A 16,479-nucleotide genomic window follows, 5' to 3' on the forward strand; every position below is an offset into this window, starting at 1 on the left:
TCAGGTTTTGATGAAATGTTCCCGGTAATATTTAAGCTCTTCGATGGACTCGATGATATCCTGCAGGGCGACATGGGTCGATTGTTTATTGAAGCCTTGTTGCAATGCGGGCGCCCAGCGCGCGGCCAGCTCCTTCAGCGTGGAAACGTCCAGATTGCGGTAATGGAAATAGTTTTCCAGCTTGGGCATGTAGCGGTATAAAAAGCGCCGATCCTGACAAATGCTGTTGCCGCACATCGGCGACGTTTTTTCCGGCACCCATTGTTTCAGGAAATTGATGGTGAGCCGCTCGGCCTCCGCTTCGTCGATAGGGGACGCCTTGACCCGGTCGACCAGTCCGGATTGGCCGTGATGCGTTTGGTTCCAGTCGTCCATCGCCGCCAGGGTTTCATCCGATTGATGAATGGCCATGACCGGGCCTTCCGCCAAGACATTGAGATCCTTGTCAGTGACGATTGTCGCGATTTCGATGATCAGGTCGTTATCGGGATCCAAGCCGGTCATTTCCAAGTCTATCCAGATAAGATTGTTAGGGTCCTGGGCCATTCAGCGTTTCCGTCGTTGTTAATTTGGTTGCGGTAAATTGTAGCATTGGCTAATCTGTATAGCTAATTCTTAGATTTTGATGTTGCTACGAAACAAATGAACACCTTTACCATCGTATTTTTAATTGCTTTAGTGATTTCCTATTCCATCCAATTTTGGCTATCCATGCGGCAAAAATCCTATGTCTTGAAACACCGCGACAGCGTGCCGCAAGCGTTCAGTAAAAGTGTTTCTTTGGCCGCGCACCAGAAGGCGGCGGACTATACCATTGAAAAGAGCAAATTGGGCGATATCGACAGCATCGTCGGCATCGTTTTTCTGTTGTTGCTGACCTTGGGCGGCGGCATCAGCCTGGCGTTCGAGTTTTGGTCGGGTTTCGATCTGGCGCCGATGCTGGCGAGTCTCGGGGCGGTGGCAACGATTTATCTGGTCATGACGCTCGTGGAAATTCCCACCAGTTTGTATCAAACCTTTGTCATCGAGGAAAAATACGGTTTCAACAAAAACACCCTGAAACAGTTTTTCAAGGACCAGGCATTGTCGATAATGCTGGTATTGGTCATCGGCATGCCGATTCTGGCTTTGATCCTGTGGGTCATGGACAGCATCGGTTCGTTGTGGTGGTTGTACGCCTGGGCGATTTTGATGTTTTTCTCCTTGTTGATGAGCTGGCTGTTCCCGACCGTGATCGCGCCGCTATTCAATAAATTCACGCCGATGGAAGAGGGCTCGCTGAAGCAGCGCATACAGGCCTTGCTCGAACGCTGCGGTTTCAGCAGCAACGGCATTTTCATCATGGACGGTTCGCGCCGTTCCGGCCACGGCAATGCCTATTTCACCGGCCTGGGCAACAACAAGCGTATCGTCTTTTTCGACACGTTGATCAATTCACTGGATGAAGAAGAGCTGGAAGCGGTGTTGGCGCATGAACTGGGCCACTTCAAATGCAAGCACGTCATCAAGATGTTGGCGGCGTCGGCGGTTATGACCCTGATCAGCTTCGCTATCTTGGGCTGGTTGATTACCCAGGAATGGTTCTTCACCGGATTAGGCGTGCAAGTGCAATCGAATGCCGCGGCTTTGTTGCTATTCATGCTGGTGTCGCCGGTCTTCACCGTTTTCATGCAGCCGATCAGCGCCTATTTCCAGCGTAAATTCGAGTTCGAGGCGGATGAATTCGCCACGCGTAATGCCAAAGCCGGCAAAATGATCAGCGGTTTGGTGAAATTGTATGAAGAAAACGCCAGCACGTTGACGCCCGATCCACTGTATTCGGCATTCCATTACAGCCATCCGCCGGCGGCGATCCGCATTGCCCATATCGAAGAAAAGATGCAAACGGCCTGATGAGCGGGCCATTACAGGGACTGGTCATATCGCATCTGGGCAAGGGACTTGCCGTCGAAAACGATGGCCGGATTTTTCTCTGCCAGACCCGGCGCAAGCTCGATACCGTGGCTGTCGGCGACCGGGTCCGCTTCACTCAGGCGACCGCCGATCTAGGCCGCATCGAAGAGATCCTGCCGCGCCGTTCGTTGCTGATGCGGCCCAGCCGTAACGGCCAAACCCGGCCGGTCGCGGCCAACATCGATAATGTCTATGTCGTGTTCGCCAGCGAACCGCCATGCGATTTTCTGTTAATCGACCAGTACCTGGCCATCTGCGAAAACCGCAATATCGATGCGGTGCTGGTATTCAATAAAATCGATCTCGACCGTTCCGCGGCGCTGGAACAGGAACTGGCGTATTACCAACGACTGGGGTATCGACTGCACCGGGTCAGCGCCAAACAAAACATCGGTATCGACGAGTTGAAACAAGCTTTATCGGGCCATGTCAGCATCTTCACTGGGCAATCCGGGGTGGGGAAGTCTTCGCTGACCAACACCCTGATTCCCGACAAGGAGCTGAAAATCAACGCCATTTCGGCGACGACCAAGCACGGACGCCATACCACTACCGCCGCGACGCTGTACCATCTGCCCGATGGCGGCGATTTGATCGACAGTCCCGGCGTCGCGATTTTCGGCCTGGCCGGATTGAGCGAACCGCAATTGGCCTGGGGCTATCGGGAATTCCAGCCGTTGCTCGATCAGTGCCAATTCCATAATTGCCGCCACGTCAACGACAAAGGCTGCGCCGTCAGACGGGCGGCAGAGAATGGCGACATAGCGATGAGCCGTTACCGGCGTTTTTTGAAATTGCGGGAAAAAATGCCGACCGAGCGAAACGGATAATAGTCATCGATTCTTGTCGGCTGGAGAACCAAAAGCTTCATTTATCTCTGCAGCAGTGCCTGTTTGTAGCGCCATTGCGCTTGTTCGTCGCATTGCCGGGAAAGCTGGATATTGTTCGGCGCGCCCCAGGCTACCGGAATGCCGTCCTCGAATAACACGCGGTGGCCGGACAGCGTCGCCGCTCTCTCACCTTGGGTAATGATGCCGGTCAGATTGAGCGGATCGGCGGCGCTGATAGAAACCAGTTGCCCCGTTTTTTCTTGTTTGCGGATTTCCCGCAGGACGCTTAACGCCTCGGGCAGCGCGAACTGTTCGCCGGCGAAGCCTTGGACGAAGCGGCCGCCCCGAATTTCGCCACGCGCCTCCAGGCGCCGGTAGACATACAACAGCTCGCGCCAACTCGGCAGACCTTCCTCTTTGTCCAGCAGTTTGCGGAATACCACGCCGTAACGCCGCAGCAGCGTGCGGGCGATATGTTCGATGGGGGCATACGGTTGCGCTATGGCCGGACGCAACAGCGACCAGCGCCCGGCTGCAGCCAAGGGGTCTTGCAAGCGGAAGCGTTTGTTGCGCCGTTGCTGGATTTTCTGCGGCAGTATCAGCGTGCGCAACCCCTGGAAACTGTCGGAGGTGATCAGTCCCGCCGCGACCAGTTGGCCCAAGGCTTCCTCCAATTGCGTTTTCAGCAGACCGGTCTCGCCCAGCAATTCCTGAAAAAAACTGGCGCCCCATCGTTGCATCGCGGCATAGACCTTTTCCGCCTGACTCGATAATTCCAGGACGTTTTTGTCCGGCAGCGGCATGAAACTGCGCCAATGGCCGAGATGTTCGCGCGGCAGCAGCGCGATCGCCGTGCTCTTGCCGGCCGCTTTCGGGCTGCTGCCCGAAGCCTGTTTCAAGCGCAGCCAGACGACACGTCCGGAATAGCATAAGCGGTCGAGATCGGACGCGAAATAAGGTTTCAGGCGCTTGGGCAGGATGTCGCCTTCCCAGGCCGCGGCGGGCAGGTTGAGGCCTTCCAATTGCCCTAAGACCTTGGCCAAAAATTCCTCGCCCTGACCGGGATCGTCCAGATGCTGCCAACGGAACAGGAAACGCATCAAATCAGATGGCGCCACCGGTTCGATTTCGCTGCGCAGTCGTTTCAACGTATAGCGATGTATTCTCGCCAACAGGCCGCGTTCGCACCATTCGCTGGCGGGCGAATCGGACGTGAATGTTCCCTGGATGACGATGCCTTGCTGCTGCAAGGCAAGCAACGCTTGTTCTACCTGCGCAACCGAACATTGCAGCGGCTCGGCCAATTGCATGGCGGTGACGGGGCCCAATCCCTCCATGCGACTGCGGACCAATTCCCGCCTTGATTCTTCTTCGCTGGTGTCCTTGTTGTCGAACAGCAACGGCAGAGCAGGGGATGTGGCCGCATCCGGAAACAGTACCCGCAATTCGTGCAAACGCTCGGCGGCGACCCATAGGCGTTGCTCTGGCGAGACCTGCAGCACCGTGGCCCGGCCGCATTGCTGCAGGCTTTCCATCAAGGCCGGCCAGCCGTGCGCGATACGCTCGTGCAGCGTCGACAACGGCCCGCGTTCGCCTTCGGCTTCGGTGATAAAGCCCAACACGACCAGCGCATCATGCAGTTCGTCTTCGTTATGCGCTTCCGACCAGGCCTCGCTACGGACCTTGGCGATCGCTTCCAGGTCGAGGCGGCCGATGTCGCCGGCTTCTTCCGGCGTCGCGAAACGGCGCTGCTGTATGGCCAGTGTCCTGCGTTCCTCGGCGGGGGCGTCGTCGAGAAAGGCGTAGGGACGGGCGTTGATGATTTCCTGAGCCAACGGCGACGGGCTGGTCAGGTCGCGGGCGACGATGCGGATCGAGCCTTGTTCGATGCCATCCAATACTTGTTTCAGACCGTCGATGTCCATCAGCTCGTGCAGACAGTCCCAAAGGGTTTGATTGACCAGCGGGTGGTCGGGGATTTCGCGCTCGCCGGCGATGTTCTCGAAACAGGCCAACTGGTCCGGAAATACCACCGAAACCAAGTCTTCGGCGTCGTTGCGCTGGAACGGCGCCGGCACCTTTTTGCCGGCCCGGTTGCGCGGCACCGCCAACGCGGTATTGGCGACCCAGCGCCAACGGGTCGGAAACATCGGCGCGGCCAGCAGAGCTTGTTTCAACACGTCTTCGACGCCGGCTGACTTGAGATAACCGGCCGGCTCCTCCAGCGGAAAACTGTGAGTCGGCCCCAGCGACAATACGATATTGTCCTCGGAGGCGGCGGCCTGCAGTTCGAAATTGAAGCGGCGGCAGAAGCGTTTGCGCAAGGCCAACCCCCAGGCGCGGTTGATCCGGGAGCCGTAGGGCGAGTGGACGACGAAATGCATGTCGCCGGTTTCGTCGAAAAAACGTTCGAACACGATGCAATTGAACGAGGGCAACACGGTCAGGGCGGACTTGGCCGCGGCCAGGTAATCGACTAACTGGCGGGCGGCGGGTTCGGATAGAGACAGCTCTTGACTGAGATAGATTAAGGCGGCGTCGCCGCCTTGTTCCAGCAGTTCGTCCAGCCGTTCCGAAAACTCCGATACCGCTAAGGACAGTTCGTTACTGCGTCCCGGCGCCTCGCCGAACCAGAACGGGATATTGGGCGGCTGGCCGTGGGCGTCCTCGACATGGACTTTGCCTTGCTCGATCTTGAGCATGCGGTAGGAATTGTTGCCGAGCTGGAAGATGTCGCCTGGAAGGCTCTCGAAGGCGAAATCCTCGTTCAACGTTCCGACGAACAAACCTTCCGGTTGCAAAATCACGTCGTAATCGAACTGGTCGGGGATCGCGCCGCCGTTCAACAACGCCGTCAGGCGCGCGTTCTTGCGCGGCCTGAGCATGCCGTGGACAACGTCGCGATGCAGATAGGCGCCGCGCCTGCCGCGGCGGGTATGGTAACCGTCGGCCAGCATCTGGACGACGTCCTGAAATTGCGTTTCGTGCAGGTGGCGGTAAGGCCAGGCTTTACCGAAAGTCAGATAAAGATCCTGCTCGCTCCATTCCCGGCAAGCCACTTCGGCGACGATTTGCTGCGCCAGCACATCGAGCGGATGCTCCGGTATCTCGATTTTGTCCAGCTGGTCTCGGGCGATCGCGGCCAGCATCGCCGTGCATTCGCGCAAGTCGTCGCGCGATAGCGGAAACAAACGCCCTTTGGGAATCGCCCCCAGGCGGTGCCCGGAGCGACCGACCCGCTGTAAAAAGGCCGAGATGCCGTGAGGCGAGCCGAGCTGGCAGACCAGATCGACGTCGCCGATGTCGATGCCGAGTTCCAGCGAGGCGGTCGCGACCAAAGCCTTCAATTTCCCTTGTTTCAAGCGTTGCTCGGCTGCCAGACGGTGTTCTTTGGCCAGGCTGCCGTGATGGGAGGTCACGGCGTCCTCGCCCAGGCGTTCGGCCAAGGCCGCGGCGGCGCGTTCGGCCAGACGGCGCGTATTGACGAAGATCAAGGTGGTCTTGTGCTCCAGCGTCAATTGTTCCAGACGGTCGTAGATTTCCGTCCACACTTCGTTGGCCATGATCGCTTCCAAGGGCGAACGCGGCACTTCGAGCTGTAGGTCGCGTTGCCGCACATGGCCTGTGTCGATGACGGTGCAGGGCCGGGAACGATCGCCGATCAGATAGCGGGCGATGTCGTCCAACGGTTTCTGCGTCGCCGACAGGCCGATGCGCACCGGTTCTCGCTCGGCGAGGGCGTTCAGCCGTTCTAGCGACAGCATCAGATGGGCGCCGCGTTTGTTACCGGCCAGGGCATGGATTTCGTCGACGATGACGGTGCCTACCGTTTTCAGCATCTCGCGGCCGGATGCCGAAGTCAGCAGAATATAGAGCGATTCGGGCGTCGTTACCAGGATATGCGGCGGAAACTTTTTCATCGCCGTCCTTTCCTGCTGCGAGGTATCGCCGGTACGGGTTTGCGCGCGGATCACGACGCCGGGCAGGCAGGCCTCCAGCAAGGCCATGTCGATGCCGGTCAAGGGTTGCTCCAGGTTCTTGCGGATGTCGTTGGACAAAGCCTTCAGCGGCGAAACATACAGCACTAGTGTCGCGTCGGGCAATCCCGCGTCCAGGCCCTGTTTGACCAGTTGATCGATCACCGCCAGGAAGGCCGCCAGGGTCTTGCCGGAACCGGTCGGGGCGGCGATCAACGTGGATTGTCCGGCCTGAATGGCCGGCCAGGCTTGCTCCTGTACCGGGGAGGGTCGGTTGAAGTGTTTGGCGAACCAATTGGCGACAATTGGATGAAAACTCTGAAGGGAGAAAAGGCGGGTGTCGGTTATGGAGGGCTGCATTAATTTGACTAGAGAATTAAGACCATCTATAGCATCAATCTTACTGCCTATTTCCGATAAATGACATCGCTTTTATACGTATATGTATGGCCCAACGGAATTACGATATGGGCAATAATCTGCCATTGAAATTTTCTTTGCTTCATTAAACCTATGGCTTAAAACACTAATCGATCATCCCGCAGATAAGGGAACGATTGGATTGTCATATGGTTGTAATATTGCCGTGTCAACATCACTGCTATGTTCGGATTAGTGAAAATGGCACTCACTCCGATCTGAGATTTGCTTCAAGTCAAAATTATCACGGTCTGGTCATGTCAAAGATATTCGCTATGTTGCGGCAAATAAAATATCTGTTTATCGGCGATCTCGAAAAACAGTCGTTAAAGCCGCATGATTTTCTTAATCTCATTGAAAAATTGAATGTTAAGGAGCAAGCAATCCTGAAATCGATCTCCGAAACAAAAGAGGTTGAAAAAATAGAGGATCTGCGGCGAGATTTAAAAATTATCGATGCGCAACGGCGGAAGGGATGGGAAGCGATTCATAATATGAGTAATGCCGAACATAAATAGCAACAACAAGTTCATTTGAAAACTTTTCATCCAAGCGCTCTACCGAGAAACGTACGACAATTTGGCCACACTCTCAGCGAGGCTTGACTATTAACGAGTTCATAACTATTTGGTTGCAATTTCTGGCCTGCTTGTTGCTGGTCGGATATGCCGGCGTGAAAATAACAATTTATGGCGATGCAATTGCGGATAAAACGGGATTAGGGGGCAATTGGATCGGTTTTTTATTGATGGCGACAGTCACTTCAGTGCCGGAATTGGCAAGTGGCATTAGCGCGGTCACCTTGGTCAATTCCCCCGATATTGCGATTGGCACTTTATTGGGAAGTTGCGTCTTTAACTTGGCAATTATCGTACTTGTTGATTTGTTTTATCGGAAAGCCTCGATTTACAAGTCGGCCGATGTCGGTCATGTTTTGTCGGCAGCTTTCGGTATTGTGTTGATAGGATTATGCGGCTTGAGCATCGATCTGGCGGATGCCGAATTAATGATTAGCGTAGGGCATGTGGGGCTATATAGTCCGGTCATAGTTCTGCTCTACATTCTTGCCGTGCGGACGGTGTTTCGTTATGAAAGTCACCAACTGAAAACTTATTCGGAACAAGAGCCCGATCCTTTTCCAGCCCTGTCTCTGGCCTCGGTTATTTTGCGCTATCTTTTTTCGGCCATCGTAGTAATTTTCGCCGGTGTATGGTTGCCTTCCGTAGCCAAACAAATTGCTCTGCTGATGCATTGGCAGGAAAGTTTCGTTGGAACATTGTTGGTAGCATTAATTACTTCTTTGCCGGAAATGGTTGTTGCGCTTACGGCGATCAAGATTCATGCCTTGGATATGGCAATTGGAAATATTTTTGGCAGCAATTTGTTCAATATGGCTGTCGTTGCGGTCGAAGATTATTTTTACAAAGCGGGACCAATTTTGGCCCAAGTTTCACCCATACATTCAATATCTGCCGCAACATCTGTTACCATGACTGGATTGGCAATTATTGGTTTATTCTATCGAGCCGAACAGCGCGTGTTGAAGATGGTGGGTTGGATCAGCTGGTTATTATTTGCGCTTTATTTGCTTAATTCGTACGCTTTATTTATCTATGCCTAAGATTTGGTTAAGACAAGTTAGATTGTAGGATCCGCACAGATGAACTCGATTACGGAATCTACTGCAGATGAGACACGGCGGCATTATTTGCTGATTGTCCATGATAGTGTTACCGGCAGAGTACGCATTCACGTGCCAACCTTGTACCGTAACCAACAGTTACGAAAGCAGTTAGAAACAAAATTAACGGAGTTAGCTGAGGCGAAGGCGGTTAGCGCCAATATTTTGACTGGAAATCTGTTGATCGAATATGTTTTTTCCGCTCAATCGGAGGACTTGCCCACAAGTATTATTCATGTGTTAGAAGCCGTTACGGGGCATTTGATTATTCGGCAAAGCGAACACGTGCACCGGCCGAAACTTCCTCCCAAAAAAGTTAAAGTTGCCAAAAAGAAACGCAAGCCTGAAGCAATCAGCCGTTATCAGGAACCTCCATTTCATTTGTGGCACACGATTACGGGTACGAGGGCCATCAAATTTATAGAAAGCGATGAAAGCGGATTAAGCGGGGAACAGGCCGTCGACAGGCTGATTAAATATGGTCCGAATATTTTAAGTGAGCAGCGTGGCCGCTCATCTTGGCAAATGTTTTTACAGCAATTTGTTTCCGCCCCCGTAGCGATGCTCGGCTTATCGGCCGTGATTTCCCTGGCGACCGGCGGTGCGGCCGATGCGATCGTTATAGTGACGGTGGTAATGATTAATTCGGTAATCGGTTTTGTCACGGAAAAGTCGGCGGAGAAAACCATCAATGCTTTGGGGCAATTGGCCCCCGAATATTGCGCTGTGATTCGGAACGGCAAGAGAATGGATGTCCCTTTGAGTGACGTTGTGATCGGCGATGTGCTGGTTTTGATGCCGGGTACGTATATTGCCGCGGATGCCCGTTTATTGGCCGCCACTCAACTCAGCATCGATGAATCGCCGTTAACCGGTGAAAGCATGCCGGTCGGAAAGGCTCACGATTTTCTCGGTCAGGAGGAAACGGCTCTGGGCGACCGGCAAAACATGGTTTATATGGGGACGACGGTGACCGGTGGCAGCGGCCGCGCCATCGTTGTCGCGACCGGTAGGTATAGCGAAATCGGCAAGATTCAAAGTCTGGTCGGTGAAACCGTGACGCCGGAAACGCCGATGCAAAAACAGATCGACGAAATGGGGCTGCAATTGGCGTTACTTAGTTCCGCAATCTGCGGGCTGGTTTTCGTGGTCGGTTTATTGCGAGGCCGCCCTTTGCCGGAAATGTTGATGTCTGCCATTTCGCTTGCCGTAGCGGCGGTTCCGGAAGGTCTGCCGGCCGTTGCGACGACGACATTGGCTTTGGGTATCAACGATATGCGTCGCCACAAAGTGCTCATTCGCCAGTTGCCAGCCGTGGAAAATTTAGGGTCGGTGCAAGTTATTTGTCTCGATAAAACCGGTACTCTAACGCTTAATCGGATGAGTGTCGTTACGTTGAAAACCTTGCAATCGACCATCAACGTCAAGCAAGGCCGCTTTTTTTCCGGCAAGGATGCGATCGAAACGCAAGAGTTCGATCGAACGTTATGGCTGATGATGGAGGTGTTTGTGTTGTGCAATGAGTCGTCGCCGTCCGAACAGGGCGAATTGCAGGGCACTCCGACCGAAAACGCATTGCTTCAGGCCGCCATCGATGCCGGCGAGAATGTCGCGCTACTGCGGAAAAAACACCCTACGGTGAAGGTGGACTATCGTGCCGAAGATCGTCCTTACATGATCACCGTTCATGCCCAAGAGGACGGGCGTTTTTTCATTGCCGTGAAAGGCAGTCCGGCGGCCGTGCTGGAGCTTTGCATAAAGGGCGGCAGCGATGATGGCGAACAAACATTGTCGACGGATGACCGGCAGGCTATCTTGACCTGGAATGAGCGGTTCGGCGCAGATTCCCTGCGGGTTCTGGGCGTCGCCTATTGCATTGCCGACGAAGTGGCCGGTTACCAAGAACAGGATTTTATTTGGCTGGGCCTGGTCGGCATGGAAGACATGATTCGCCCGGGGATGGAAGAATTGATCGGCCAGTTTCACTCGGCAGGCGTCGAAACGGTCATGATTACGGGCGACCAGAGCGCCACCGCTTTTTCGGTCGGCAAACGCCTGGGCTTGAACGGAGATCATGGCAAGCCGCTGGAAATCATCGATTCCGCCAATCTGGATAAGTTACATCCTTCCGTATTGGCCGGTTTGGTGGATCGCACTTCGGTCTTTGCCAGGGTTAGTCCGGCGCATAAACTGCGCATCGTCGAGGCATTGCAGCAAAACGGCAAGGTGGTGGCGATGACCGGCGACGGCATCAATGACGGTCCTGCCTTGAAGGCGGCCAATGTCGGCGTATCATTGGGCGAAAAGGGCGCCGACGTGGCTCGCTCGGTGGCCGACGTCATTCTCGAAGACGACGACTTGAAGACGATGGTGACGGCAATCAAGGAAGGGCGCTCGATTTACGATAATATCCGTAAAAGTTTGCATTTTCTTTTGTCGACCAACCTCAGTGAAATCGAGGTGATGTTGTTCAGTGCCGCGTTAGGCGGTTCCGAAATACTCAATCCAATGCAATTGCTATGGATCAACCTGGTTACCGATATATTCCCCGGTTTGGCGTTGGCACTGGATCCTCCGGAGGAGGATGTGCTGAAGCGGCCGCCCCGAGACCCGCAGGAAGCAATCGTCAATCGTAGCGACTATATCAAGCTGCTTCGTGAGTCGGGTATCATCACTACCGGCACGCTCGGCGTCTACGGTTACAGTCTGTTGCGTTACGGTCCGGGACAAAACGCCAGTACCAATGCCTTCATGTCTTTGACGCTGGCTCAGCTGTTGCATTCGTATCGCTGCCGTTCGGAAAAAACGTCTATATTTCACAGTGAGAGCAGGCTCCCCAATCGTTATCTCGATCAAGCGGTCGGCGTGTCTGTGATCATGCAGGTTCTGGCGGTTGCCTTTCCGCCATTGCGTAATCTGCTCAGGCTAAACCCGATCGGCGCCGCTGACGCACTTGCCATTCTGGCCGGCGCGGGTTTGCCGCTGATAGCCAACGAGGCGATCAAGGTGATCGGTAATCAACCAATTGAAGAAGAGGATGCATCATGATCAAAGATTTTGTATTTACCTCTCAATCCGTGACCGAAGGGCATCCCGACCGCCTGTGCGACACCGTCAGCGACGCCATTGTCGATGCTTATTTGCGTCAGGATTCGGCATCGCGTATTACCGCCGAATGTGCGATATCGAAAAATGTGTTGTTTCTGGCGGCACGTTATGCCAGCGATGCCGTCGTGGATATTCCGGAAGTCGCCCGTTCTATCATCAAACAGGTCGGATACCGGCCTTGCGATTTCAACGCCGACGATTGCACCGTCGTTACCAGCTTAATCGAACAGTCCAAGACCGTCAGGGAAATCAGTGTATCGTCAGCAGACGATGAAGAAATGGAGCGCATTACCGCTTCCCATCAAACCACTGTATTCGGATTTGCCTGCCGTCATACCCCCGAGTTGATGCCGCTACCGATTACGTTGGCCAATCGGTTGACGCGGCAACTGACGAAAGTTCGCCGAGAATGCGATATCGATTATTTATCGCCGGATTGCACCTCACAAGTTGGCGTGGAATTCGTCGACGACCGGCCAATTCGCATCGATAGCATCACAATAATTACCGGCTGTGATAATCCGGAATCTCCGCCTACCTTCGAATGCATTGAAGAAGATCTCCGTCACCATGTTATCAATCCGGTGTTTCAGCAGGCACCGATCAAGCCGGACAATATGACGCGAGTGATTATCAATCCTAACGGCCCCTTCATGCGTAGCGGACCAGCGGTTCACTCGGGGATGACCGGGCGTAAGACCGACAGCGACACTTACGGCAGTTTCGCCCGCCATTGCGGTTCGGCCTTGAGCGGCAAGGGGCCGTCCCGCATCGATAGGGTGGGCGCTTATGCGGCCCGCTATGCAGCCAAAAACATCGTCGCGGCCGGTTTAGCGGAACAATGTGAAGTACAGCTCAGTTACAGTATCGGGTTGCCCGGTCCGGTCAGCGTGTTTTTGACGACCAAGGGAACGGGCGTCATAGACGACGTGGACATACGCAAACGTTTGCTGAAGCATTTCGATTTCAGATTAGGTGCAATCATCAGGGACTTAAAGTTGCGTGAGATGACCAAAAAACAGGATGGCGTTTTTTATCAGAAACTGCCGGTTAACGGCCATTTCGGTGAAACCGGACTCCCTTTGCCTTGGGAGCAAACCGATAAAATCGAATTATTAATGGATTAAGGAATGGCGCCGGCGCCGATTGAAGTACTATGTTCGATAATAAATCTCATTGATCGGATTCGTGTTGCTTTTCTATCTCGAAACTGATCTCGTTTTCCTTTTCCAGCAATTCCAATGCATACCATAACAATGACGCAGCGGGTGCCATGATATTTCCCCGAGCTATCTGATGTATCGCTAGACCGATTAAAGTCAGAAACAAAACAGAGCGGTTGTCTAGACGGTTTTTGCTTAGATTCAGCAGAGAGTCGTCGACGCGGTCCAGGCCGATGGAGCTTAGGGTGGCAATCGGTAAATTCGGAAGCGTGAGGGGCTCATAGTCCTCGGGTTTTTCGGTTAGCCGAAATAAACCGTTATTTTCAGCAAATTCGACAATGTGTTGAAATGAAATATCGTCCCTGTGGGAGATCAAAACACTGGCTGCCGGAGGGTTCAATTGCAGTTGTGTAATGCCCTGGCTGCCGGCAAATACATCCGCTACGCGATCGAAATAGCGAAAGTCACCCTTTTTTTCGGGTATTTTTAATCTCACCCGTCCCGGCAACTGGTGTTTGACGAAGGCGGATGGAATCGAATCGGGAGCGGACATTATTCACCTGATTCAGAAGGTTCATCGGTTTGTTCGGGCGTTTCCGGGTGTTTCTTTTTGTTTTCCTCGCGTAATTCGGCGTGGGCCTCGGCCATAATATCTTCCAGTTCTTCACTGACCTCGGCGAGGACTTCCCGGCCTTTTTCAGCCAATATGATTCCTGATTTGATGGCGGCGCGGGCACCGGGTTTAGCTGCACGGGCAATTGCCGGAAGGGCCGGTAAAACGGCTCCCGCTAGCACCGTCGCCCCAACGCCAATAGCGATTCCCAACGGGGTTCCGCTTTTCACTAAGTCGTCTAGTTTAATCATGATCGGTTATCCCTTAAATAGCTTACGGGTAAAAGGGTATGAAATCGCAAGAGTTGCAGAGATAATTTACAACACGGTATGCAGGATCGTTCGGAATTTTAGGCCGGCTGTCGTAAAGGTTATGCTTGCGAAATAACAAGACCTTGGGAAGACAAAAACCCCTAAAAAAGCAGTCGCCATTAAGTTTTCTTTAATTCAAGCCAATATCCAACTATATAATATTTTTTCAACGGGAATTGTTACAGTTTTATGACAATTAGATGGCGGTCTGTCATTTTATTTGCGGCAGTGTTATAGCATTATTCAAATATGAGTCAGTTGCGATATGCGCATTGTGCAAATCCCGGAACTAATGCGAAAATCTATATTCTGTTATTAGTTTAAGTCCAACTGATCGATAATGAAAACACCCAAATCCATCCAGGTCAAGGTGCTTGATCATCCTGAAGAACTCATTGTCAAAGCCAAGGAAATCGCGGAAAGGTATGGCGTGCAATTTTTTGGCGATAGCGACAAAGGGGTGATCAAGGGCTACGGAATCGAAGCCGATTATATGTTTCAGGAAGATATATTGACCGTCACGGTATTTCGCAAACCTTTGCTGCTTTCGTGGGCGAAGGTGGAGCAAAAAGTTAGAAAAATTGTGGCCACGAACTCAAATCAAGTGATTTGATGGAATTGCCGGACTTGGTCAATTTTGTTGAAAAATCGCGTTGTCGCAGTCCGGTTCATACGAGGTCGTCATACGAATGAAATTTATGACACGTTGGGCCATTGAAGTGACACTCTTATTCATTCCGTTATTGGTCCTTATTGTTGCCGGTTTATATTGGCTGTGGCTGAGCCATTGGTTTTGGATATGGCTCGTCTCGAGCGTTACCATCGGCATGCTGCTTTGGCTATGGGATTCAGGTCGTTGCAGAAAAAAAACGTCAATTAAACATTCGGTTGATGATTCGGACAATGCCGGTGTATGGCGGAAAATTGACGGCATCTCAGAGAGAAGAATCAATGAATTACCCGATCTAGTCGAAACACAGTTTTATATCGATACCTTTGTCGAAGTTGTGCAAACGGTTGCCGAGCATTATCACCCTGAACAAAAAGAAGCCTTATTGGAAGTTCGAATACCCTATATCCTGGCCATTATAGAGATGGTCGCCAAGGATCTGCGTATCGGATTTTCAGAAAATGTTCCCGGCAGTCATATTGTCACATTGAGTGATATCGTCAAGGGTCAGCGATTGGCCAGCCAAGGGTTGGAATTGTATCAAGCGTTACGACTTGTATTCTCTCATTTCAATCCTTTCACGGCGACGGTGGGCGAGGCCGCCGGCAAACAGCTTTACGCCAAAACAGTCGATGAAATCAAGCGCGAATTTATCGACAGTTTCATCCGCAGGGTTGGCCACTACGCGATTGAGCTTTATAGCGAGAATTTGGCGCTGAATAATGATGAATTGGCTGCCTGTATCGATCGAAAGACGGAGTCCGACTGGTCCGAAATCCGCGAAAGAGAACATAGGCTGGAAGCCGAACCACTGAGAATTTTGGTAATGGGGCAAACCAATGCGGGTAAATCCAGTTTAATCAATGCCTTGTTTGGTGAAATCAGAGCGGAGACCGACGTCATCGCATCTACGGCGGAGATCACGCCGTACTGGATCGAACGTCCGGGATTGGATGCCGCGATTATTCTCGATTGCGAGGGGTATGGAGGGGAAGGGGATGAAAGGTTTATAAGCGAGGTGATCGAGACGGTTACGCATTGCGATATGGTTTTGTTGGTCTTATCCGCCGTCAACGCGGCCAGGGAGCCCGATAGCGATATGATACAAAGGTTGCGGCATGCCTTTGCATCCAATCGACGGGCAAAAATACCCCCTGTAATCGCGGTATTGACCCATATAGACCAGCTTAGACCGGTAAGAGAATGGCAACCCCCCTACAACATTGTTGCCGCTGATTCTGTTAAAGCGTCGATGATTCGGCAGGCCATCGAGATGGTGGCTAAAGATTTGCAGATCAGAGATGATCAAGTCGCGGCCGTCAGCCTTCTTGAGGGTAGGGAATACAATATCGAGGAAGGATTGATTCCGACCATTCTGCAGCAGCTCGAGCAGGCTCGGCGAATTCGTTATACCCGATGCATGAAAAACTATCATAAAGAGGATTATTGGCGCCGTCTTTGGCTTCAGTCCAAAAATGCAGGTCGTTTCATCGTCAAAAAAGGTTTTTCGGCATTCGATATGAATTAGCAAAAAAGTGTATTCGTTTTTTCATCAATTTTCCGTAGGCTTACGTTAAAACTGCTGACTTAAAATAAATTCGTCAGGGATTTCTGATATTCCCGATGGAATTGTTTTTCCGCCCCTTCGGTCCAAATATTGGGTGAATTTCTCTCCGCTCGAATCAAGAGTCGGTATTCGTTTCATCAAATTGTCACATTTGTCGACTAATATTTTACAATCGGTTGAAAAGTA

General features: G+C 52.5%; 12 protein-coding genes. 8 read left to right on the plus strand and 4 right to left on the minus strand.

All coding sequences use genetic code 11. The annotated features are described in order from the left end of the window. Positions 1–546: an oligoribonuclease gene (gene orn / locus EP25_RS0102410; protein WP_031432441.1), complete on the minus strand. Its 546-nt coding sequence runs from the start codon at positions 544–546 to the stop codon at positions 1–3. Between the two features lie 96 nt (positions 547–642). Between orn and EP25_RS0102415 the strand changes: the two genes are divergently transcribed. Both EP25_RS0102415 and rsgA read left to right on the plus strand, forming a co-directional pair. Next, on the plus strand, positions 643–1,893 hold the full coding sequence (locus EP25_RS0102415) for a M48 family metallopeptidase (RefSeq protein ID WP_031432442.1): 1,251 nt from the start codon (positions 643–645) through the stop codon (positions 1,891–1,893). Further along, entirely contained in the window at positions 1,893–2,783 is an 891-nt protein-coding gene (gene rsgA / locus EP25_RS0102420) for a ribosome small subunit-dependent GTPase A (RefSeq protein ID WP_031432443.1), read from the plus strand. The genes EP25_RS0102415 and rsgA overlap by 1 nt, the downstream gene beginning before the upstream one ends. A 41-nt stretch (positions 2,784–2,824) precedes the next feature. Here the strand turns inward: rsgA and EP25_RS0102425 are convergent, their stop codons facing one another. Then, positions 2,825–7,120 (minus strand): DEAD/DEAH box helicase, encoded by a 4,296-nt coding sequence (locus tag EP25_RS0102425; RefSeq protein WP_051906335.1) that lies wholly within the window; start codon positions 7,118–7,120, stop codon positions 2,825–2,827. A gap of 209 nt (positions 7,121–7,329) precedes the next feature. Here EP25_RS0102425 and EP25_RS0102435 point away from each other — a divergent pair, with 209 nt between their 5' ends. The 4 genes from EP25_RS0102435 (at position 7,330) to metK (ending at position 13,096) form a co-directional block, all read left to right on the plus strand. Then, positions 7,330–7,698 (plus strand): hypothetical protein, encoded by a 369-nt coding sequence (locus EP25_RS0102435; RefSeq protein WP_152555578.1) that lies wholly within the window; start codon positions 7,330–7,332, stop codon positions 7,696–7,698. An 83-nt stretch (positions 7,699–7,781) separates the two neighbouring features. Continuing rightward, the gene (locus tag EP25_RS0102440) at positions 7,782–8,801 is read left to right on the plus strand and encodes a sodium:calcium antiporter (RefSeq protein ID WP_200875005.1); all 1,020 of its coding nucleotides are present in this window, start codon (positions 7,782–7,784) and stop codon (positions 8,799–8,801) included. A gap of 39 nt (positions 8,802–8,840) precedes the next feature. Further along, positions 8,841–11,909: a cation-translocating P-type ATPase gene (locus EP25_RS0102445; RefSeq protein ID WP_051906336.1), complete on the plus strand. Its 3,069-nt coding sequence runs from the start codon at positions 8,841–8,843 to the stop codon at positions 11,907–11,909. After that, the gene (gene metK, locus EP25_RS0102450; RefSeq protein WP_031432448.1) at positions 11,906–13,096 is read left to right on the plus strand and encodes a methionine adenosyltransferase; all 1,191 of its coding nucleotides are present in this window, start codon (positions 11,906–11,908) and stop codon (positions 13,094–13,096) included. Before EP25_RS0102445 ends, metK begins: the two co-directional genes overlap by 4 nt. 46 nt (positions 13,097–13,142) lie before the next feature. Here metK and EP25_RS0102455 read toward each other — a convergent pair whose 3' ends face one another. Beyond that, entirely contained in the window at positions 13,143–13,685 is a 543-nt protein-coding gene (locus EP25_RS0102455) for an HMA2 domain-containing protein (RefSeq protein WP_031432449.1), read from the minus strand. Continuing rightward, complete coding sequence (locus EP25_RS0102460) at positions 13,685–13,996, minus strand: DUF5132 domain-containing protein (RefSeq protein ID WP_031432450.1); 312 nt, start codon at positions 13,994–13,996, stop codon at positions 13,685–13,687. Before EP25_RS0102460 ends, EP25_RS0102455 begins: the two co-directional genes overlap by 1 nt. 400 nt (positions 13,997–14,396) lie before the next feature. Between EP25_RS0102460 and EP25_RS0102470 the strand changes: the two genes are divergently transcribed. Then, a complete protein-coding gene (locus tag EP25_RS0102470; protein ID WP_031432451.1) occupies positions 14,397–14,669 on the plus strand; it encodes a hypothetical protein in 273 nt (90 codons plus the stop codon). Between the two features lie 85 nt (positions 14,670–14,754). Next, on the plus strand, positions 14,755–16,254 hold the full coding sequence (locus tag EP25_RS0102475) for a GTPase family protein (RefSeq protein ID WP_160172685.1): 1,500 nt from the start codon (positions 14,755–14,757) through the stop codon (positions 16,252–16,254). Positions 16,255–16,479 lie beyond the last annotated feature (225 nt).

Source organism: Methylomarinum vadi, from assembly GCF_000733935.1.
In the GTDB taxonomy this organism is placed as follows: domain Bacteria; phylum Pseudomonadota; class Gammaproteobacteria; order Methylococcales; family Methylomonadaceae; genus Methylomarinum; species Methylomarinum vadi.